The sequence below is a fragment of the Streptomyces sp. NPDC057438 genome (genome assembly GCF_042802995.1).
Lineage (GTDB): Bacteria > Actinomycetota > Actinomycetes > Streptomycetales > Streptomycetaceae > Streptomyces.
Window position 1 is genome coordinate 1 of sequence record NZ_JBHVDD010000107.1, and the last position, 20130, is coordinate 20130.

16 protein-coding genes are annotated in these 20130 nt (G+C 71.5%); 4 read left to right on the plus strand and 12 right to left on the minus strand.

Going from position 1 to position 20130, the window contains the following annotated elements; genetic code table 11:
• Positions 1-129 precede the first annotated feature (129 nt).
• From ACFU5F_RS37105 to ACFU5F_RS37150, 10 genes are all read right to left on the minus strand, one after another.
• Entirely contained in the window at positions 130-1902 is a 1773-nt protein-coding gene (locus tag ACFU5F_RS37105) for an IucA/IucC family protein (protein WP_383897349.1), read from the minus strand.
• Positions 1899-2453: a GNAT family N-acetyltransferase gene (locus tag ACFU5F_RS37110; RefSeq protein WP_383897352.1), complete on the minus strand. Its 555-nt coding sequence runs from the start codon at positions 2451-2453 to the stop codon at positions 1899-1901. Before ACFU5F_RS37110 ends, ACFU5F_RS37105 begins: the two co-directional genes overlap by 4 nt.
• Positions 2450-3736: a lysine N(6)-hydroxylase/L-ornithine N(5)-oxygenase family protein gene (locus ACFU5F_RS37115; protein WP_383897353.1), complete on the minus strand. Its 1287-nt coding sequence runs from the start codon at positions 3734-3736 to the stop codon at positions 2450-2452. Before ACFU5F_RS37115 ends, ACFU5F_RS37110 begins: the two co-directional genes overlap by 4 nt.
• On the minus strand, positions 3717-5162 hold the full coding sequence (gene desA, locus ACFU5F_RS37120; protein WP_383897356.1) for a lysine decarboxylase DesA: 1446 nt from the start codon (positions 5160-5162) through the stop codon (positions 3717-3719). Before desA ends, ACFU5F_RS37115 begins: the two co-directional genes overlap by 20 nt.
• Positions 5163-5329: 167 nt before the next feature.
• Entirely contained in the window at positions 5330-6187 is an 858-nt protein-coding gene (locus ACFU5F_RS37125) for a siderophore-interacting protein (RefSeq protein WP_383897359.1), read from the minus strand.
• A 138-nt stretch (positions 6188-6325) separates the two neighbouring features.
• Entirely contained in the window at positions 6326-7378 is a 1053-nt protein-coding gene (locus tag ACFU5F_RS37130) for an ABC transporter substrate-binding protein (protein WP_383897361.1), read from the minus strand.
• Between the two features lie 354 nt (positions 7379-7732).
• A complete protein-coding gene (locus tag ACFU5F_RS37135; RefSeq protein ID WP_383897364.1) occupies positions 7733-8893 on the minus strand; it encodes an acyl-CoA dehydrogenase family protein in 1161 nt (386 codons plus the stop codon).
• 5 nt (positions 8894-8898) lie between these two features.
• A complete protein-coding gene (locus ACFU5F_RS37140; RefSeq protein ID WP_383897365.1) occupies positions 8899-9849 on the minus strand; it encodes a hydroxymethylglutaryl-CoA lyase in 951 nt (316 codons plus the stop codon).
• Positions 9846-11891, minus strand: a complete 2046-nt coding sequence (locus ACFU5F_RS37145; protein WP_383897368.1) for an acetyl/propionyl/methylcrotonyl-CoA carboxylase subunit alpha — start codon at positions 11889-11891, stop codon at positions 9846-9848. The genes ACFU5F_RS37140 and ACFU5F_RS37145 overlap by 4 nt, the downstream gene beginning before the upstream one ends.
• Positions 11892-11910: 19 nt before the next feature.
• Entirely contained in the window at positions 11911-13527 is a 1617-nt protein-coding gene (locus ACFU5F_RS37150; RefSeq protein WP_383897371.1) for a carboxyl transferase domain-containing protein, read from the minus strand.
• A gap of 105 nt (positions 13528-13632) precedes the next feature.
• Between ACFU5F_RS37150 and ACFU5F_RS37155 the strand changes: the two genes are divergently transcribed.
• The 3 genes from ACFU5F_RS37155 to ACFU5F_RS37165 all read left to right on the plus strand — a co-directional run bounded on the left by ACFU5F_RS37155 (position 13633) and on the right by ACFU5F_RS37165 (position 16535).
• Positions 13633-14229: a TetR/AcrR family transcriptional regulator gene (locus ACFU5F_RS37155; RefSeq protein ID WP_383897373.1), complete on the plus strand. Its 597-nt coding sequence runs from the start codon at positions 13633-13635 to the stop codon at positions 14227-14229.
• A 213-nt stretch (positions 14230-14442) separates the two neighbouring features.
• Positions 14443-15600 carry an acyl-CoA dehydrogenase family protein gene (locus tag ACFU5F_RS37160; protein WP_383897375.1) on the plus strand — a complete coding sequence of 386 codons (1158 nt, stop codon included), beginning with the start codon at positions 14443-14445 and terminating at the stop codon, positions 15598-15600.
• Between the two features lie 35 nt (positions 15601-15635).
• Positions 15636-16535, plus strand: coding sequence for an acyl-CoA thioesterase (locus tag ACFU5F_RS37165; RefSeq protein WP_383897377.1), 900 nt, complete (start codon positions 15636-15638; stop codon positions 16533-16535).
• Here ACFU5F_RS37165 and ACFU5F_RS37170 read toward each other — a convergent pair.
• Together ACFU5F_RS37170 and ACFU5F_RS37175 are read right to left on the minus strand one after the other, a co-directional pair.
• On the minus strand, positions 16522-17316 hold the full coding sequence (locus tag ACFU5F_RS37170) for a phosphatase (protein ID WP_383897379.1): 795 nt from the start codon (positions 17314-17316) through the stop codon (positions 16522-16524). The genes ACFU5F_RS37165 and ACFU5F_RS37170 overlap by 14 nt on opposite strands.
• Before the next feature lie 97 nt (positions 17317-17413).
• A complete protein-coding gene (locus ACFU5F_RS37175) occupies positions 17414-19030 on the minus strand; it encodes a PucR family transcriptional regulator (RefSeq protein ID WP_383897382.1) in 1617 nt (538 codons plus the stop codon).
• A gap of 111 nt (positions 19031-19141) precedes the next feature.
• Between ACFU5F_RS37175 and speB the strand changes: the two genes are divergently transcribed.
• Positions 19142-20122: an agmatinase gene (gene speB / locus ACFU5F_RS37180; RefSeq protein ID WP_383897385.1), complete on the plus strand. Its 981-nt coding sequence runs from the start codon at positions 19142-19144 to the stop codon at positions 20120-20122.
• Positions 20123-20130 lie beyond the last annotated feature (8 nt).

Here is a 20130-nt window from a genome sequence, read left to right on the forward strand (position 1 = left end):
GGCTGCGCCCCGTGCTTTTCAGGGGCGACACCGGCCGCCTTTCAGGCGGCTGAACGATCCGCCGTGAAACGACGGGCACCTCGGAGGACCGTACTCCGAGGTGCCCGTCTGCTCAGGGGACCGCCGGGGCTACAGGTCCGCGATGGGGTTCTTCAGCGTGCCGACCAGTTGGAGCGCGCCCGCCGGGTCCGCGAGGTCGACCATCTGCCTGTTGTCGCGGAGCTGGAGGCGGTTGAGGCAGGACAGCGCGAACTCGCGGGCGAACATGTCGTACTGGGCGAACTTGTCCGCGAGTTCGGGCATCGCGTGCTGGTAGTCGCGGACGCACTCGGCCACCGTGCGCCAGAACTCCTCCTCGGCCAGGACGCCCTCCTCCGCGAGGTTCGCCGCCAGGAAGCGGAAGAAGCAGTCGAAGACGTCCGTGAAGATCGACAGGAGCTTCTTGTCCTCGGGGACGTCCACGCGGAGGCGTTCGACCGTCGGCGGGAGCACCGCGTCCGGGTCCATGACCGCGATCTCCTCGGCGATGTCCTTGTAGATCGCCCGCTCGACGACGCCGTCCTTCAGGACGAGGATGACGTTCTCGCCGTGCGGCATGAAGACCAGGTCGTAGGCGTAGAAGCTGTGCAGGAGCGGGGTGAGGTACGCCTTCAGGTAGCGGCGCAGCCACTCCGTCGGGAGCAGGCCCGAGCGCTCGATCAGGGCCGCCGCGAAGCCCTTGCCCTCGTGGTCGACGTGGACCAGGGAGGCCATCGTCGCCAGGGACTCGCCCTCCTGGAGGGACGCCACCGGGCTCTCGCGCCACAGCGCGGCCAGCATCTTGCGGTACGGGGAGTGCTTGTCGGTGGCTGCCTCGTACTCCAGGTGCCGGTAGCCGACGGCCGCGCGCTCGCGGATGATCGACAGGCCGGTGGACTTCAGGACCGGGTCGTTGTCGATGAGGCCGGCGAGCCAGTCGTTGATCGCCGGGGTCGCTTCCATGTACGCCGCCGACAGGCCGCGCATGAAGCCCATGTTGAGGACGGAGAGGGCCGTCTTGACGTAGTGCTTCTCGGGGGCGGAGCTGTTGAAGAAGGTCCGGATCGACTGCTGGGCCAGGTACTCGTCGTCGCCCTCGCCGAGGCACACCAGGTTCCGCCGCGCGATCTCGGCGGCGAAGGTGACGGTGAGCTTGTTCCACCACTGCCAGGGGTGGACCGGGATGAAGAGGTAGTCGGCGGGGTCCAGTTCGAGGTCGGTGAGGACGGCGTGGAAGCGGTCGACCGTCGCCGTGCCCAGCTCGTCCCGCAGGAAGGTCTCGTACGCGATGCCCACGCCCGCCGTGAACGCCGCCCGTGAGCGGTGCGCGGCCAGCCAGACCAGGCGGACCGGGCTCGCCGTCTCGGGGGCGTACGCCAGGTACTCGTGGACGCCGAAGCCGAGCCGGCCGTTGTTGGCGACGAAGCAGGGGTGGCCCTCGGTCATCCCGGTCTCGATGGCCTGGAAGCCGGCGTCCACCAGCTCGGCGACCGGTGCCTTCGCCTTGGTGAGCTTGTAGCAGGTGCCGGCCAGGGTGGAGGAGATCTCCTCCAGGTAGACCGGGAGGATCTCGTCGCTCAGGCCGAGGGACCCCTTCAGCTCGACGAAGAAGTCCAGGGCGGCCAGAGGGAGGTCGACGCCGTCCCGGTGACGGGTGATCGAGTCGGCGTCGACCTGCCAGTGGTCGAGGGCGCGCCGGACCGCGGTGAACCCGTAGCGGGTCGTACCGTCATCGCTGCGGACCTCGAAGCGGCCGTCGGCGGTGGCCTCCGGCGTGATGAGCCGCTCGTGGGCGAACTCGGCGAGGGCCTTGCGGATCAGCAGGCGGTTGGCCCGGGCCCAGTGGTGGGGGGACAGATGCGCCACGGCATCGGACAGGGTCATACGGATACTCCTCGGGCAGCCAGGCTCCGGCCGCCTCGGCTGTCGGCGAACTGCTCTCGCGTACAGAAACTCAGAAGCGCGCGCTTCTCCGGCTTGTCGATCTCGCCGTGGGGGACGAAACCGACGGCCTCGTTGAGGGCGTGCACGGCCGTGTTGGACACGTCCGGTTCGACGACGACGCGGCGGGTGGCCGGGTCCTCGAAGAGGTGCGCCATCACGGCGGTGATCACGGCCCTGGTGAAGCCGTGCACCGGGGTGTCCGTCGCCGGCACCAGGAAGTGCATGCCGACGTCCCCGGACTCGGGCTCGTACAGGCCGACCAGCTCACGGTGGGCGGGGTCGTACCGCTCCATGAGGAAGACGGGCTCGCCGTCCCGCAGCCCGAGCAGGGCCTGCTGGTGCGGGTCGGCGGCGACCTCCATGTAGGCGCGTTCGACGTCCTCGAGCCTGGCGTCCTGCATCATCCAGTACGCCGCCTTGGGATGGGTCACCCAGCGGTGCAGCAGCTCGGCGTCCCGCAGCGGGTCGAGGGGACGGAAGGTGAAGGTCATACGGCGAACTCCTGGAACGCGATGGTCTTCTCGACCGGGTAGTACTCGGTGCCGAGCAGCTCGCGGATGATGTACGCGTTGCGGTACGGGCCCATGCCCAGGTCGGGTGAGGTGACGCTGTGGGCGTGGACGGCCGCGTTCTGCAGGAAGACACCCCGGCCGGTGGTGTCGATCGCGTAGTTGCGGGCGACGTCGAAGTTGCCCCGGGAGTCGTAGCGGAGCCGGTCGCGGACGGGCCCGAGGAACTCCGGCTCGGTGTACCGGTAACCGGTGGCCAGGACCAGGCCCTGGGTGTGCAGCTCGAAGTCCTTCTCCTGCTCCTCCTGGCGCAGACCGAGGGTGTACGTCCCGTTCTGGTGACCGGCGCTGTGCAGGGCGGAGTTGGTGAGCAGCCGGGTGGGGAGCGGGCCGCCCAGACTCTTCTGGTAGAGCAGGTCGAAGATCTCGTCGACGAGGTCTCCGTCGATGCCCTTGTAGAGGCCCTTCTGCTCCTGCGTCAGCCGGTAGCGGGTCGGCTCCGGCAGCGCGCGGAAGTAGTCGACGTACTCCGGGGACGTCATCTCCAGCGTGAGCTTGGTGTATTCGAGCGGGAAGAAACGCGGGGAGCGCGTCACCCAGTTCAGCCGGTAGCCGTGGACGTCGATCTCGCCGAGCAGGTCCCGGTAGATCTCGGCGGCCGACTGCCCCGAGCCGACGATGGTGATCGAATCCTTCTGCTGCAGCTCCCGCTTGTGCGTCAGATAGCGGGAGTTGTGGATCCAGTCGCCGTCCAGGTCCCGGACCGCCTCCGGGACGTACGGGGGAGTCCCGGTGCCGAGGACGAGGTGCCGGGCGCGCAGGACGTCGCCGGCGGCCGTCCGCACGGCGTAGACCTCGTCCGTGTCCTCGTACGTCACCTCCGTCACCGTGGTGCCGAAGCGGACGTTGGTCAGTCGGCCCGCGGCCCAGCGGCAGTAGTCGTCGTACTCGACGCGCAGCGGGTAGAAGTTCTCGCGGATGTAGAACGAGTACAGACGGCCCGAGTCCTTCAGGTAGTTCAGGAAGGAGTACGGGGAGGTCGGGTCGGCGAGGGTGACCAGGTCCGACATGAACGGGGTCTGGAGGTGGGCGCCGTCGAGGAACATCCCCGAGTGCCACTCGAAGTTCGGCTTCGAGTCCAGGAAGATCCCGTCGAGTTCGGCGATGGGCTCGGTGAGGCAGGCGAGGCCGAGGTTGAAGGGTCCCAGTCCGATGCCGATGAAGTCGTAGGTCTTCACGGCGGGTTCAGGAAGCGACGCGGTCAAGGGATTCTCCCAGGTACTGCTCGGCGTGGCCGGCGATCAGGTCGAGCACGGCGGCGATGTCGCCGGCCGTGGTCTCGGGGTTGAGCAGGGTGAACTTCAGGTAGTGACGGCCGCCGACCTTGGTGCCCGCGACCACGGCGTCACCGGAGGCGAACAGGGCCTTGCGGGCGTACAGGTTGGCGCGGTCGATCTCCGCCGGGTCGGTGACGGCCTCGGGGATGTAGCGGTAGACCAGCGTGGAGAGCTGGGGCTCCACGACGACGTCGTAGCGCGGATCGGCGGCGAGCATTTTCCAGCCCTCCTCCGCCAGGTCGCAGACCTCGTCGAAAAGCCGGCCGATGCCGTCGGCGCCCATCGTGCGCAGGGTCATCCACAGCTTGAGCGCGTCGAAGCGGCGGGTGGTCTGCAGGGACTTGTCGACCTGGTTCGGGATGCGCTCGGTGACCATGCGGCGTGGGTTGAGGTATTCCGCGTGGTAGGTCGCGTGGCGCAGCGTGGCCGCGTCCCGGACGAGCACGGCGGACGAACTCACCGGCTGGAAGAAGGACTTGTGGTAGTCCACGGTGACGGAGTCGGCGCGCTCGATGCCGTCCAGGAGCCCGCGCCGCTTGCGGGAGACGAGCAGGCCGCAGCCGTAGGCGGCGTCGACGTGCATCCAGGTGTCGTACTGGGCGCACAGCTCGGCTATCTCGGGCAGCGGGTCGATGGAGCCGAAGTCGGTGGTGCCGGAGGTGGCGACGACGGCCATGGGGACGAGTCCGTCGTTCCGGCAGCGCTCCAGCTCCCGGGCGAGGGCGACCGTCTGCATGCGCTTGTTGCCGTCGACCGGGACGGAGACGACCGCGTCCGGGCCGAGGCCCAGCAGTTTCGCCGACTTCTTCACGCTGAAGTGGCTGGCCTCCGAGGCGAAGATCCGCAGCTTGTCCGTGCTGTCGGTCTTGGCCTCCTCGCGGGCGAGGAGCAGGGCCTGGAGGTTGGACTGTGAGCCGCCGGAGGTGAACACGCCGTCGGCGGCGGGCCCGAACCCGATGCGCTCGCCTGTCCAGTCGATCAGTTTGCGCTCGATCAGGGTGCCGCCCGCCGACTGGTCCCAGGTGTCCAGGGAGGAGTTGACGGCGGAGAGGACCGCCTCGCCGAGCACGGCCGGGATGACGACCGGGCAGTTGAGGTGGGCGAGGTAGCGCGGGTGGTGGAAGTAGACCGCGTCGCGCAGATAGACCTCCTCCAACTCGTCGAGGACGGCGGCCGTGTCGTGCAGGGGCTCGTCGAGGTCGATCTTCTCGATGGCGGGAGCGAGGGCGTCGACGGTGACACCGGTGAACGGCCGGTCGGTGGTGGCGATTCTGGCCGCCACCCGCTCCACGCCTTCGGTCACGGTGCGGCGGTACCGCTCCGCGGTCGTGTCATTGAGCAGGTGCGAGCGCATGGGGAGGTCCTCCGAGCGGGGGCGGTCCGGGTGGGACGGAGAGGTGAGGGGGCGACATCACATCGTCCAACTTAGGTAAGCCTAACCTAACTAACTTGGGCGGAGTCCTGGCTCCGCCGTGACTGTGATCACTTCGGTGACTCCGGCTTCGGGTCGGCGGCGCCCGACTACTCGCCCCGCTCCCGCAACTGCTCCTCCGTCAGACCCTCACGCCAGTACCCGACGAAGGTGACGCGCCGCCTGTCGATCCCGCGCTCCCGCACCAGATACCGGCGCAACTCCTTCACACGGCCGGACTCGCCGGCGATCCAGGCGTACGCCGACTCGTCGGCGGGGAGCCGCGCGGCACGGATCGCGTCGAGAGCGGTCGGCGCCCCTTCGCCGCGCACCAGCCACGTGATCTCGGCGTCGGCCTCGGTGGCCAGGTCCTGGATGTCCCCCGCGTGGTGGACCTCCAGCCAGACCCGGGCGGGCACACCGGCCGGCAGCGACTCCAGGATCGCCGAGGCGGCGGGCAGCGCGGTGTCGTCGCCCCAGATCAGCACCAGGCCGGTGTCCGCCGGCGGACGGAAACGGATCGCGCGGTTGTCGGCGATCGCGGGCCCGAGCAGGACCACTCGGTGGCCGGGGGCGGCCTGCGACGCCCACCGCGAGGCGGGCCCGGCGGGCACCGCGGCCCCCGGCTCGACGCCGTGCAGCACGAAGTCGATGTCGATCTCGACGGTCTCGCCGTGGACGTCCGAGCGGAGCCCCCGCAGGGTGTACGAGCGCATCACCGCCCGTACGTCGTCCGGCAGTTCCCGCCACGCCTGCCACCAGCCGTCGCCCAGCTCGTGGGGCACGGCCGGGACGTCCTGCCCGGGGTGCGGCAGGAAGAGGGAGAGCGACTGGTCCCGGCCGTCGGAGCGGAAGAACCTGAGATCGTCCCCCGCGAACGAGACGCGCACCAGGGACGGCCCCAGCCGCTCCGTCCGCACGACCTGAAGGGAGAAGAAACGGAAGGGGGCGGCCACGGCCGTCGTCATGGGACTGCTCCGGGATAGGGGGGCGGGAGCGTATGTGAAAGGGGGGTGAGCCCGGGCGACCCACGGGCGCGGGGAACTGTGCGATCAGCCACGGCGGACCGGCAGTTCACCCACGACCGGAGACCCGCCGGAAGGGCCCTAGCCGACCTTCTTCGCCTTCTCGATCGCCTCGGCCAGCTCCTCGAGAAGCGGCGCGCACTTGTCGTAGGACAGGATCGGCTCGGGGTTACGCCCGATGACCTGCCCGGCCTTCACCGCGGGAAGCTTCTTCCACGTCGCCTCCTCGATCGCGTCCGGCTGGATCGCCGACGTGCGGTTGTCCATGATGATGAGGTCCGCGTCGTACTTGTCGACGTTCTCCCAGCTGAGGTTCTCGAACCAGCCGCCGCTGGCCTTGAGCGCGGCGGCGCTCGGCTCGACGAAGTTCACGCCGAGGGCCTTGAAGTACTCCAGGTCGATGGAGAGGTTGGAGCCGGAGACGTAGAAGATGTCCTGGCTGGCGGAGCCCGCGAGCACCTTGATGCCGGGGTTGGCCTTGGTGGCCGCGCGCAGCCGGGCCGCCGCGTCCTCGAAGCGCTTCTTGGCGGCGGTGATCTTCTCCGACCCCGTGTCCGCGCCGAGGGACTCGGCCAGCTTCAGCATGCGCTGCAGCGGCTCGGTCAGCTGGCGGTCGTAGACGGAGATGCCGACGCTCGGGGCGAGCTTGGCGATCTTGTCCGCGGAGGTCTCGGGGATGTACCAGAGGGTGCCGGCGTCGTCGAACAGTGTGCTGATGAGGACGTCGGGGGCGAGGGCCGCGTACTTCTCGACGCTGAACTCGTCCCAGACGTTGCCGAGGATCGTCACCTTGCTGATGTCGAGGTCGCCGGCCTGGACGTCGGCCTTGCCGTCCGCCGTCTTCGTCGGACCGAAGACGCCCTTGACACCGATGCCGTAGTCGTGGAGCGCGGCGGCGACCCCCACGAAGGCGACGATGTTCGTCGGCACCTTGGCGGTCCTGGCGGTCTCGCCGCGGTCGTCCTTGAACGACCAGGGGCCGGACTTCGCGGCAGCCGTCTCCTTGTCGGAGCCAGTGCCGCTGCTCGTCGAGCTCTCGTCCCCGCAGGCGGCGAGCACGGCACCGAGACCGAGTGCGCCACCGGCGGCGAGGATGCCACGGCGGGTGAGGTGAGCGGCTCTGGCGTTGGACATGTGTATGGCTACTTTCGAACGAGGCGGAGGGCCACCCGAGGGTGAGTTCGAAGGTAGGTTAGCCTAACCTCACCACTTGTCCAGCGAGCGGCCCCGGGAAGTGGAGTTCCCGGGGCCGGCTCCGTTTATTCTTTGAATCACCTGTGAATCGAAGGCTGGTGAGGTTCGGTTGGGGCTGTCGGTCGTCGAACCTGTGGTTTGTGTCGCTGATGTGAAGGTCGTTGAGGTCCGGCCTGATGGCTGCCCATCCCGGACAAAAGGGCACCCGGCTCGCGAGGGGCGAGCCGGGTGGGAGGGTGCAGGAGTCGCGCTGCCGAGGCGGATTCCGGCCACCGTTCGAACATAGGCTGTCGGTCAGCCGGTCAGGCCCAACTCCCTGGCGATCAGCATGCGTTGCACCTCGCTGGTGCCCTCGCCGATCTCCAGGATCTTGGAGTCACGCCACATGCGGGCGACGGGGTACTCGTTCATGAAGCCGTAGCCGCCGTGGATCTGGGTGGCGTCGCGGGCGTTGTCGACGGCGACGGTGGAGGAGTACAGCTTCGCCAGCGCCGCCTCCTTCTTGAAGGGTTCACCGGCGACCAGGCGGTAGGCCGCGTCCCGCCAGGAGAGACGGGCGGTGTGGGCCTTCATCTCCATGTCAGCGATCTTGAACTGGATGGCCTGGTTCGCGCCGATCGGGCGCCCGAAGGCGTGTCGTTCCTTCGCGTACTTCACCGACTCGTCCACACAGCCCTGGGCGAGACCCGTGGCGAGCGCCGAGATGGCGATACGGCCCTCGTCGAGGATGCGCAGGAACTGGGCGTAGCCGCGGCCCTCTTCGCCGAGGAGGTTCGCCGCCGGGACCCGGACGTCCGAGAAGGACAGCTCACGGGTGTCGGAGGCGTTCCACCCGACCTTGGAGTAGGGGGCGGCCACCGTGAAACCCGGGGTGCCGGACGGGACGATGATCGAGGAGATGAGGGGCTTGCCGTCCGGGGTGCGGCCGGTCACCGCCGTCACCGTGACCAGGGCCGTGATGTCCGTGCCCGAGTTGGTGATGAAGCACTTGCTGCCGTTGATGACCCACTCGTTCGTCGACTCGTCCAGCCGGGCCGTCGTCCGGGTCGCGCCCGCGTCCGAGCCGCCGTCGGGCTCGGTGAGGCCGAACGCGCCCAGCACCTCGCCGGAGCACAGCCGCGGCAGCCACTCGGCCTTCTGGGCCGGTGTGCCGAAGAGGTGGATCGGCATGGCGCCGAGGGAGACCCCGGCCTCCAGGGTGATGGCGACGGACGAGTCCACCCGGGCCAGCTCCTCCAGCGCGATGCCCAGCGCCAGGTAGTCGCCGCCCATGCCGCCGTACTCCTCGGGGAACGGCAGCCCGAACAGCCCCATGCGGCCCATCTCGCGCACGATCTCGTACGGGAACTCGTGCCGCTCGTAGAAGTCGCCGATCTTGGGCGCGACGACCTCGTGAGCGAACTCCTCGACCGTGCGGCGGAGTTCTTCCAGCTCGGGGGAGAGGCGGTGGTTCATGGACGTCACTGCTCCTTGTCGTCCTCGGGGCCCTCGTCGTCCTTGTGGGACAGGGCTCGTACGGTGCGGGACGGGCTGGGTCGGCCCAGGTGTCCGGCCATCCACGCGCTGGTGGCGACGAGGCGGCCGAGGTCGACGCCCGTGTCGATGCCGAGGCCGCGCAGCATCCAGACGAGGTCTTCGGTGGCGAGGTTGCCGGTGGCGGACTTCGCGTACGGGCAGCCGCCCAGGCCGCCCGCGGAGGCGTCCACGGTGGTGACGCCGTGCCGCAGCGCCGCGTAGGTGTTGGCGAGCGCCTGGCCGTAGGTGTCGTGGAAGTGCACGCCCAGCTTCTCCACGGGGACGTCGAGTTGGCTCAGCAGCGCTCGGACGTGGCCCGGTGTGGCGACCCCGATGGTGTCGCCGAGGCTGAGTTCGTCGCAGCCCATGTCGAGCAGGGCGTGGCAGACCCGGGTGACCTGGGGGACCGGGACCGCGCCCTCCCAGGGGTCACCGAAGCACATCGACAGATAGCCGCGCACGTGCACGCCCTCGGCCTTCGCCCGGCCGACGACCGGCTCGAACATCGCCAGCGCCTCGTCGACCGTGCGGTTGAGGTTGGCCTTGGCGAAGGACTCGGTGGCGCTGGCGAAGACGGCGACGCGGCGGGCGCCGAGGGCGAGGGCGCGGTCCAGGCCCCGCTCGTTGGGGACGAGGACGGGCAGGGCCGCCGGCAGGTCGCTCACGAGCGGGAACAGCTGCTCCGCGTCGGCCAGTTGGGGCACCCACCGAGGGTGGACGAAACTGGTGGCCTCGATCGTCGTCAGCCCCGCGTCGGCCAGGCGGCGAACGAACTCCGCCTTGACCTCGGTGGGCACGGTCGACTTCTCGTTCTGCAGGCCGTCGCGGGCGCCGACCTCGTGGATGCGGACCCGGGCCGGCAGGCCGGGTTCGGGGACCGTCATGGGCAGGGTCACCGCTCCACCTCCTCGTGCTCCTCGTGGGGGGCGACGACCGCCAGCACCTGGTCCATGGCGACGGTCGCGCCCGGCGTGACGTCCAGCTCGGCGACCGTCCCGGCGTGCGGCGCGGAGACGACGTGCTCCATCTTCATGGCCTCCACCACCAGCAGGCTCTGCCCGGCGGTCACCTCGTCCCCGACGGCCACCTTCACGACGGTGACGGTGCCCGGCATGGGGGCGGTGAGGGAGTCGGCGCCCGCGTGGGCGGACCGGTCCAGTGACGCGGCCACCGGGTCGTGGTCGCCCACCTGCCAGGCGTCGCCGTCGCGGCCCAGCCAGTCGCCCGCGTGCTGGAAGGTGTGGGTGAGGCCGTCGAGCAGGAAGGTGAACCGGCCCGGGTCCCCGGCCGGTCCGAAGGTGCCCGCGGACCCCCGGAGCGGGGTCTCGGCCCCGTCCGGCAGCACCTCGGTCCCGCCGTCCGGTGTGCTGCGCACCCGTACGGTGACCGGCTCCTGGCCCGGCAGCCGCAGGTGGTGGGCCGTCCAGGCCGGTTCGCCGCCCAGCCGCCAGCCGACCGCCGCGTCGAACGGATCGGTCCAGCCGGTGCCGGTGCCGGTGCCGGTGCCGTCGCCGCGGGCCGGGGTCAGCGCCGCCTGGCGCAGCAGGGCCGCCCCCGCGTGGACCTCGACCGGAACCTCGCGCGGGACCAGTTCCCCGGCCTCGCGCTCCACCAGCCCCGTGTCCAGCTCGCCCGCCACCACCGCCGGGTGGGCCAGCAGCCGCCGCAGGAAGCCCGCGTTCGTCTGCACGCCCAGCGTGACCGTCTGGGCGAGGGCCGCCCGGAGCCGGCGCAGGGCGGTGGGGCGGTCGGGGCCGTAGGCGATGACCTTGGAGAGCATCGGGTCGTACAGCGAGCCGACCTCCGTGCCCTCGGTCAGGCCGGAGTCGGTGCGGACGCCGTCGCCCTGCGGCTCGCGCAGGCCCAGGATCGTGCCGCCGGAGGGGAGGAAGCCCCGGGACGGGTCCTCGGCGCAGATGCGGGCCTCGACCGCGTGCCCCGTGAGCGTGACGTCCTGCTGTCCGAACGCCAGCCGCTCGCCCGCCGCGACCCGCAGCTGCCACTCCACCAGGTCCACGCCCGTGACCAGCTCGGTCACCGGGTGCTCGACCTGGAGGCGGGTGTTCATCTCCATGAAGTAGTACGAGGAGGGGTCGCCGCCGGGCACGATGAACTCGACCGTGCCCGCGCCGGAGTATCCGCAGGAGCGGGCCGCCTGCACGGCCGCCTCGCCCATCGCGGCACGGGTGGCCTCGTCGAGCAGGACGCTGGGCGCCTCCTCGATGATCTTCTGGTGGCGGCGCTGGAGCGAGCACTCGCGCTCCCCGAGGTGCACGACACCGCCGTGGCCGTCGGCGAGGACCTGGATCTCGATGTGCCGGGGGCGGTCGATCCACCGCTCCACGAGGAGGGTGTCGTCGCCGAAGGAGGCGCGGGCCTCGCGGCGGGCGGCCGCGATCTCCTCGGCCAGCGTCCCGGCCTCCCGGACCAGCCGCATGCCCTTGCCGCCGCCGCCCGCGCTGGGCTTCAGCAGGACCGGCATACCGATCTCGTGGGCGGCCTCGGCGAGCTGGGCGTCGGTCAGCCCGCTGCCGCTCGAACCGGGCACCACCGGCACCCCGGCCGCCCGGACCGTCTCCTTGGCGCGGATCTTGTCCCCCATCAGGGCGATGGCGTCGGCGGGCGGGCCGATGAAGACGAGGCCCGCGTCGGCGCACGCCCGCGCGAAGGCGGCGTTCTCCGCGAGGAAGCCGTACCCGGGGTGGACGGCCTGGGCGCCGGCGCGGGCGGCGGCCTCCAGCAGGCGCTCCACCGACAGATAGCTCTCCGACGCCGGCGCCGGACCGATCCGTACCGCCGTGTCGGCCTCCCGGACGTGCCGGGCGTCGGCGTCCGCGTCGGAGAAGACGGCGACGGAGCGGACGCCGAGGGCGCGCAGGGTGCGGATGACGCGGACGGCGATCTCGCCCCGGTTGGCCACGAGGACCGTGTCGAACATGTTCACCTTCAGATCCCCCTCACATCCGGAAGACGCCGAACTGGGGGTCACCCAGGGGCGCGTTGGCACAGGCGGTCAGGGCGAGGCCGAGGACCTGCCGGGTCTCCAGCGGGTCGATCACTCCGTCGTCCCAGAGGCGGGCGGTGGCGTAGTAGGCGCTGCCCTGACGCTCGTACTGGCCGCGGATCGGGTCCTTGAAGGACTCCTCGTCCTCGGCGGACCAGGTGTCGCCGCGCGCCTCCAGCTGGTCCCGCTTGACGGTCGCGAGGACGGACGCGGCCTGTTCGCCGCCCATCACCGAGATCTTGGCGTTCGGCCACATCCACAGGAAGCGCGGCGAGTACGCCCGGCCGCACATCGAGTAGTTGCCCGCGCCGTAGGAGCCGCCGATCACGACGGTCAGCTTGGGGACCCGGGTGCAGGCCACCGCCGTCACCATCTTGGCGCCGTGCTTGGCGATGCCGCCCGCCTCGTAGTCCCGGCCGACCATGAAGCCGGAGATGTTCTGCAGGAAGACGAGCGGGATGCCGCGCTGGTCGCACAGCTCGATGAAGTGGGCGCCCTTCTGGGCGGACTCGGAGAACAGGATGCCGTTGTTGGCGACGATCCCGACCGGGTGCCCGTGGATCCGGGCGAAGCCGGTGACCAGGGTCTGCCCGAACTCCGCCTTGAACTCCGCGAACCGCGAACCGTCGACCACGCGCGCGATGACCTCGCGGACGTCGTACGGCGTGCGGGAGTCGACCGGCACGGCGCCGTACAGCGTGTACGGGTCGACCTTGGGCTCCACGGCCGGCTCGACCGACCAGGGCAGCGGGCCCCGGGCGGGCAGGGTGGAGACGATGGTCCGCACGATCCGCAGGGCGTGGGCGTCGCTCTCCGCGAGGTGGTCGGTGACGCCGGAGATCCGGGAATGGACCTCGCCGCCGCCCAGTTCCTCGGCGGTGACGACCTCGCCGGTGGCGGCCTTCACCAGCGGGGGACCGCCGAGGAAGATCGTCCCCTGGCCGCGCACGATGACGGCCTCGTCGCTCATGGCCGGGACGTACGCGCCTCCGGCCGTGCACGAGCCCAGGACGGCGGCGATCTGCGGGATGCCCGCCCCCGACATCCGCGCCTGGTTGTAGAAGATCCGGCCGAAGTGGTCGCGGTCGGGGAAGACCTCGTCCTGCAGGGGCAGGAAGGCGCCGCCGGAGTCCACCAGGTAGAGGCAGGGCAGCCGGTTCTCCAGGGCCACCTCCTGGGCCCGCAGGTGCTTCTTCACCGTCATCGGGTAGTACGTGCCGCCCTTGACGGTGGCGTCGTTGGCGACGACGACGCACTCGCGGCCGGAGACCCGGCCGATGCCTGCGATGACGCCCGCGGCCGGGGCCTGGCCGTCGTACAGCCCGTCGGCGGCAAGCGGCGCCAGCTCCAGGAAGGGCGAGCCGGGGTCGAGGAGGGTGTCCACCCGGTCGCGCGGCAGCAGCTTGCCGCGCGCGGTGTGCCGGGCGCGGGCCTTCTCGCCGCCGCCGAGCCGCGCCGCGGCCAGCCTGGCCCGCAGCTCCTCGCCCAGCGCGCGGTGCGCGGCCTCGTTGGCCCGATACGCCTCGGCCGCGGGATCTGCCGCGGTCGTCAGCTCCGGTGCCTGGTCCATCGTGCGGTCCCCTCACCCAGTGATTACGGTGGTCACCTGTTAATGAGCGTTAACCCGTTTCCTTCAGGTTAACGACCGCTAACCTCCCTGTCTAGAATTGGCTCCATGGCCACGAGAACCGACGCGCCCACGCGCCGCGAGCAGATCCTGAAGGAAGCCGCCCGCCTCTTCGCCGAGCGTGGTTTCCACGGCGTCGGCGTCGACGAGATAGGCGCGGCCGTCGGCATCAGCGGGCCGGGTCTGTACCGGCACTTCGCGGGCAAGGACGCGATGCTCGCGGAGCTGCTGGTGGGCATCAGCGGGCAGCTCCTGACCGGGGCGAAGCGGCGGGTGGCGGAGGCCGACGGGGTGCCCGGGACGGAGGTCCTGGACTCGCTCATCGAGGGGCACATCGACTTCGCCCTCGACGACCGTCCCCTGATCACCCTGCACGACCGCGAGCTGGACCGCCTGCGCGACAGTGACCGCAAGCTCGTGCGGCAGCTGCAGCGGCAGTACGTCGAACTGTGGGTCGGGGTGCTGCGGGAGGTGTATCCCGGGCTGGCGGAGCCCGCCGCGCGGTCCGCCGTCCACTCGGTGTTCGGACTGCTGAACTCCACCCCGCACCTGGGCCGGGCCGGGTCGCTGCCGGGCCGCGGGGTCACGGCGGAGCTGCTGCACCGGATGGCCCGGGGTGCCTTCGCGGCGGCCGCCGCCGGCTGAGCGGCGGGCGGGCGGGGCGGCGGGCGAGCGGGGCCGGGCGGCGGGTTGCGGGCCGTGCGGCCGGGCGATCCGCCACGAGCGTGACGAGCGTTACGGGGCTGACCATCTGGACGCGTGTCCCTACCCGCCGGTACCTTTTCTCTGAGCAAGCGCTTAGCCGTGCGCGGCGGGCGCTTGGGCACATCCGAAGGTACTCAGGTGGAGGTGGCGGCGGTGCGTCGTACGGTGTTCAACGAGGATCACGAGGCGTTCCGGGAGACCCTGCGTGCCTTCATCGAGGCCGAGGTCGTGCCCGAGTACGACGAATGGCTGGCCGCCGGCCAGGCGCCGCGCGACTTCTACTACAAGCTCGCCGACCTGGGCGTCTTCGGCATCCGCGTGGACGAGGAGTACGGCGGCGCCGGCATCGACTCGTACAAGTTCGAGGCCATCCTCTACGAGGAGACCGCCCGCGCCGGCATCACCTTCGGCGGCTCCGGCGTGCACGTCCTGCTCGGCCTGCCCTACGTCAAGCTGCTCGCCACCGACGAGCAGAAGAAGCGCTACCTGCCCAAGTTCGTCTCCGGCGAGGAGATGTGGGCGATCGCGATGACCGAGCCGGGCACCGGCTCCGACCTCGCGGGCATGAAGACCACCGCCAAGCTGAGCGAGGACGGCACGCACTACGTCCTCAACGGCTCCAAGACCTTCATCACCGGCGGCGTCCACGCCGACCAGATGATCGTCTGCGCCCGGACCGACGCGCCCAGCGCCGAGGACCGCCGGCACGGCATATCCCTCCTGGTCGTGGACACCAAGTCCGAGGGCTACTCGATCGGCCGCAAGCTGGACAAGCTCGGCCTGAAGACCTCCGACACCGCCGAGCTGGCGTTCGTCGACGTCAAGGTGCCCGTCGAGAACCTCCTCGGCGAGGAGAACAAGGGCTTCTACTACCTCGGCCACAACCTCGCCTCCGAGCGCTGGGGCATCGCCTACGGCGCCTACGCGCAGGCCAAGGCCGCCGTCCGGTTCGCCAAGCAGTACGTGCAGGAGCGCACCGTCTTCGGCAAGCCCGTCGCGCACTTCCAGAACACCAAGTTCGAGCTGGCCGCCTGCCAGGCCGAGGTGGACGCGGCCGAGGCCGTCGCCGACCGCGCCACGGAGGCCCTCGACGCCGGCGAGCTGACGCCCGCCGAGGCCGCCAGCGCCAAGCTGTTCTGCACCGAGGTCGCCCACCGCGTCATCGACCGCTGCCTCCAGCTGCACGGCGGCTACGGCTTCATGAACGAGTACCCGATCGCCCGCCTGTACGCGGACAACCGCGTGAACCGCATCTACGGCGGCACCAGCGAGATCATGAAGTCGATCATCGCCAAGGACATGGGTCTGTAAGGCCCCGGAAAACCCGGCTCTGTACAACTGACCCCATGAGTCAGGTACCACTGCAGTCTCTCCTCGATCTGCTCGACCTGGAGCAGATCGAGGAGAACATCTTCCGCGGCCGGTCCCGGCCCGCCATCGTCCCGAGGGTCTTCGGCGGGCAGGTCGCGGCCCAGGCGCTCGTCGCCGCCGGACGGACGGTCCCCGCCGACCGGCTCCCGCACTCCCTCCACGCGTACTTCCTGCGCATCGGCGACGCCGGCGCGCCCATCGTCTACACCGTGGAGCGCATGAACGACGGCCGCTCCTTCACCGCGCGCCGCGTCGTCGCCGTCCAGCACGGCCAGCCGATCTTCGCCCTCTCCGCGTCCTTCCAGCGCTACGAGGACGGCCTCGACCACCAGGCGCCGATGCCGGCCGCGCCCGACCCGGAGTCCCTGCCCACCGCCGAGCAGCGGCTGCCGGCGTACGGCCTCGACCCGGCCGTCGTGGAGAAGATGCTGGAGGCCCGGGCCGCCGTCGACCTGCGCTACGTCGACGACCCGCCCTACGGCCGCTACGGCGAGCCCCGTGAACCGCGTTCCCAGGTCTGGTTCCGCGCCAACGGCAAGCTCGACGACGACCCGCTCCTGCACGTCGTCCTCGCCACCTACGTCTCCGACATGACGCTCCTCGACTCCATCCTGCTCGCGCACGGGCGCGGCGGCTGGGCCGTCGGCGACGTCGTCGGGGCCTCGCTCGACCACGCCATGTGGTTCCACCGGCCGTTCCGCGCCGACGAGTGGCTCCTGTACGACCAGGAGTCACCGTCGGCGTCGGCGGGCCGGGGCCTCGGCCAGGGTCGGATCTACACGCAGGACGGACGCCTCGCGATCTCCGTGATCCAGGAGGGCGTCGTCCGCGTACCGAAGGAACGGCCCGGGACGCCGGGGGCTACGCCTCGCTGAGCCCCGCCTGCTGGAGCAGGTACGCCGACATCGGGTCGTAGTGGCGCGGGCTGACCACGTGGTCGTCGAGCGGGACCACGGCCTGGAGGGTGCCCTCGGACTCGCCGAGGAACAGGGCGGGGTCGTTGGAGTCCGCGTAACCGACGGAGTCGACGCCGAGCTGGCCCGCACAGCCCGCCCAGCCGTGGTCGGCGACCACCAGGTCGGGCAGCGGGCGGCCGGCGCCCTCCAGACCCCGCAGGATGGCCCGCATCGGCTCGGGGGAGTGGGTGTGCCACAGCGTGGCGCCGTGTTCGAGGACGGCCACGTCCGCGAACTGCATGACGTACCCCTCCTCCGTCTGCAGACCGTCCGGGATGACGACGATCTCGCAGCCGGCCGCGCGCAGCGCCCGCGCGGTCTCGTTGTGCACCTGCAGCAGGCCGCCCGGGTGGCCGGTGGCGAACAGGACGCGCTGCCCGCCCTCCGCCGCCTTGCGCAGCCGGGCCGCCATGCGCTCCAGCGCGTCGACCGTCAGGTCCGGGTCGATGGTGTCCTGGCCGTAGCGGTACCCCGGGTCGTCGTTGACGCCGACGCGCTCCGCCATCACGGCCAGCACGTCCTGCTCGTCGGTCCAGCGGTCCCCCAGCTCCAGCCCCAGCCAGTAGTGGCGGTTGCCGTTGGCCAGTTCGCGGTAGTGGGAGAGGTTGTTCTCGCGCGGCGTGGCGACGTCGCCCGCGATACGCGTCCGTACGAGGTGCTCGACCAGCTCGGCGCGGTTGGGGGTCCCGGATATCGGCATGGGTCCATTGTGAGGCAGACGGCCGCGGGAGTCGCGGGCGTCCCCGCCGCTGCGACCTGCGTCACGCTCCGGCGGACGGACGGACTCCGGCCACCGGTCACTCCCGCCGCAGCGCGAACCACAACTCCATCCGTACGTCCGGGTCGTCGAGGTCCGCGCCCAGCAACGACGCGCACCGGCCGATCCGTTGGCGGACCGTGTTGCGGTGCACGGCCAGCGCGACCGCCGTACGGTCCCAACTCCCGTGCAGGGAGAGCCAGGTGCGCAGTGTCTCGGTGAGGGCGGCGGCGCCGGACGCGGCGGTGAGCGGGGCCAGCAGGGCCCGGGCGTGCGCGGTCGCGTCCGCCTCCGCAACCAGGTCGCCCAGCGCGGTACGGGCGCCGTGCCGCACGAGCGCCGCCCGGGTCGCCCCGGCCCGGGCCAGCGCGCGGGCGGCCTGCGCGTCGGCGGTGGGCCAGGCGTGCGGCTCGGCGGGCGCGCTCACGCCGCACGTCCAGCCGGGCTGCTCGGTGACCTCGCGGTCGGCGGGGACGAGGACGCGGACGACGTCGCCGTGCGCGTCGACCAGCGCGGAGCCCAGGGCGGTGCCGAGCGCGGCGGCGGAGAGGGCCTCCGGCCGGTCGCCGCCCCCGGCGGGCCGGGCGTGGACGACGTGCCAGAGGGTGCCCGTGCCCAGGAGGGGAGCGACCTCCCGCGGCTCGGCGCCGAGCAGGAGCCGCACCAGCGCCGACGCGCGGGCCGAGCCGGTGCCGCTCTGGCGTTCGCCGGTGAGGAGCGAGAGGAGGACGGCGGCGACGGAGACGATGGTGTGGTCGCCGGGGGTGCGGTGGGGGGTGGCCACGCCGAGGGCGAAGCCCTGGCCCGAGGAGGAGAGGGCGTAGGCGGTGAGGTGGGTGCCGTCGACCGTGTCGGTCGCGGAGGTGGGGGTGGGGGCGGGCGAGGAGGGCGTGGGGCTTTTCGGTGCGTCGGCGGGGGCGGGTTCGCCGGGGCCGGTCGCGGGGTTCCTCGCGCCCCTGGAAGGCCGGCCGGTGGCCCGGGGAGTGCCCGGCTGTACCACCGCCGTCAGGTCGGCCAGCGCGGCCGGTGTCGGGCCCCGTCCCGCCGACGCCAGTTCCGTCCCCTCCGGGCCGTACAGGACCGCTTGGCCGTTCACGCGCTGCGCGAGCTGGCGTAGGACCGCGCGGACCGGGTCCGGGCGGGACGCGGCGGCGGCCAGGCCCTGCTGTGCCTGCGACACACGGCGGAGTTCGGCGTGGCGGGCCCGGACCATGAGCTGCCAGACCGCGCGGGCGACGCCGGAGAAGGTGGTGCCGGGCGGCACCTCGATCAGGGGCAGGCCGTGGGCGTCGCAGGCGGCGACCAGGGCGCCCGGGACGCTGTCGTGCACCGGGGCGACGCCGAAGCCGAGGGCCGCGCCGCCTGCCGTGACGATGCGGGAGACGTACGTGTCGAAGTAGCCGCCCGCACCGGCCGCCTCCGGGATGTGGACGCCGGCCGTCAGCAGCAGCTCGCCGCCGAGCAGATACGGGTACGGGTCCGACATCTCCGAGGTGTGCGCCCAGTGGACCGCCGTGTCCGCGTCCACCGGGCCGGCGATCTGCCGCAGGCCCAGACCGCCGTGGGCCAGCAGCGCCGCGAGGGGCACGGGCGGGGTGGGAGGGGCGGAGGGGGCGGGGGATACCGCCGGGTCGGGGACCGCCGGGTCCGACACCATGTGCGTTTCCTCCATTCCGACCCGCTCCAATGGAGGAAAAGTACACTTCGCAGGTGCCCGGTGGCGACCTAGGGTCGGTGCCCGTCACCCGCAGAAGGAAGGCAGAACACCATGAGCGGCAACGAGACGCCCCGCGGCCCCGTCGACTCCTCGCGCATCCCGCGCTACGCCGGGCCCGCGACCTACGCCCGGCTCCCCCGGCTGGACGAGGTGGGCCGCGCGGACGTGGCGGTCGTGGGCGTGCCGTTCGACTCGGGTGTCTCCTACCGGCCGGGCGCCCGCTTCGGCGGCAACGCGATCCGCGAGGCGTCCCGGCTGCTGCGCCCCTACAACCCGGCCCAGGACGCCTCCCCCTTCGCGCTCGCCCAGGTCGCGGACGCCGGAGACATCGCCGCCAACCCGTTCAACATCGACGAGGCGGTGGAGACGGTCGAGGCGGCCGCCGACGAGCTCCTCGGGACGGGGGCCCGCCTGATGACCCTCGGCGGCGACCACACCATCGCGCTCCCGCTGCTGCGGTCGGTCGCCAAGAAGCACGGCCCGGTGGCGCTGCTCCACTTCGACGCGCACCTCGACACCTGGGACACCTACTTCGGCGCCGCGTACACGCACGGCACCCCGTTCCGGCGGGCGGTGGAGGAGGGCATCCTCGACACCGAGGCCCTCTCGCACGTGGGCACGCGCGGCCCGCTGTACGGCAAGCAGGACCTCACCGACGACGCGAAGATGGGCTTCGGGATCGTCACCTCGGCGGACGTGATGCGGCGCGGATCCGACGAGGTCGCCGACCAGCTGCGGCAGCGCATCGGCGACCGACCGCTCTACATCTCCATCGACATCGACTGCCTCGACCCGGCCCACGCGCCGGGCACCGGCACGCCGGAGGCCGGCGGCATGACCTCGCGGGAGCTCCTGGAGATCCTGCGGGGCCTCGCCTCCTGCAACCTGGTCTCCGCCGACGTCGTCGAGGTGGCGCCCGCGTACGATCACGCCGAGATCACCGCGGTGGCCGCCTCGCACACGGCCTACGAACTCACCACGATCATGTCCCGCCAGATCGCCGAGGCCCGTAAGGACACCGCGGGCCGGTGATCCGCGAC

Bases quoted from the DNA above. Each gene is read 5' to 3' on its own strand.
- ACFU5F_RS37105 (WP_383897349.1), bottom strand. From the start codon at position 1,902: ATGACCCTGTCCGATGCCGTGGCGCATCTGTCCCCCCACCACTGGGCC.
- ACFU5F_RS37110 (WP_383897352.1), bottom strand. From the start codon at position 2,453: ATGACCTTCACCTTCCGTCCCCTCGACCCGCTGCGGGACGCCGAGCTG.
- desA (WP_383897356.1), bottom strand. From the start codon at position 5,162: ATGCGCTCGCACCTGCTCAATGACACGACCGCGGAGCGGTACCGCCGC.
- ACFU5F_RS37125 (WP_383897359.1), bottom strand. From the start codon at position 6,187: ATGACGACGGCCGTGGCCGCCCCCTTCCGTTTCTTCTCCCTTCAGGTC.
- ACFU5F_RS37130 (WP_383897361.1), bottom strand. From the start codon at position 7,378: ATGTCCAACGCCAGAGCCGCTCACCTCACCCGCCGTGGCATCCTCGCC.
- ACFU5F_RS37135 (WP_383897364.1), bottom strand. From the start codon at position 8,893: ATGAACCACCGCCTCTCCCCCGAGCTGGAAGAACTCCGCCGCACGGTC.
- ACFU5F_RS37145 (WP_383897368.1), bottom strand. From the start codon at position 11,891: ATGTTCGACACGGTCCTCGTGGCCAACCGGGGCGAGATCGCCGTCCGC.
- ACFU5F_RS37150 (WP_383897371.1), bottom strand. From the start codon at position 13,527: ATGGACCAGGCACCGGAGCTGACGACCGCGGCAGATCCCGCGGCCGAG.
- ACFU5F_RS37155 (WP_383897373.1), top strand. From the start codon at position 13,633: ATGGCCACGAGAACCGACGCGCCCACGCGCCGCGAGCAGATCCTGAAG.
- ACFU5F_RS37165 (WP_383897377.1), top strand. From the start codon at position 15,636: ATGAGTCAGGTACCACTGCAGTCTCTCCTCGATCTGCTCGACCTGGAG.
- ACFU5F_RS37170 (WP_383897379.1), bottom strand. From the start codon at position 17,316: ATGCCGATATCCGGGACCCCCAACCGCGCCGAGCTGGTCGAGCACCTC.
- ACFU5F_RS37175 (WP_383897382.1), bottom strand. From the start codon at position 19,030: ATGGTGTCGGACCCGGCGGTCCCCGACCCGGCGGTATCCCCCGCCCCC.
- speB (WP_383897385.1), top strand. From the start codon at position 19,142: ATGAGCGGCAACGAGACGCCCCGCGGCCCCGTCGACTCCTCGCGCATC.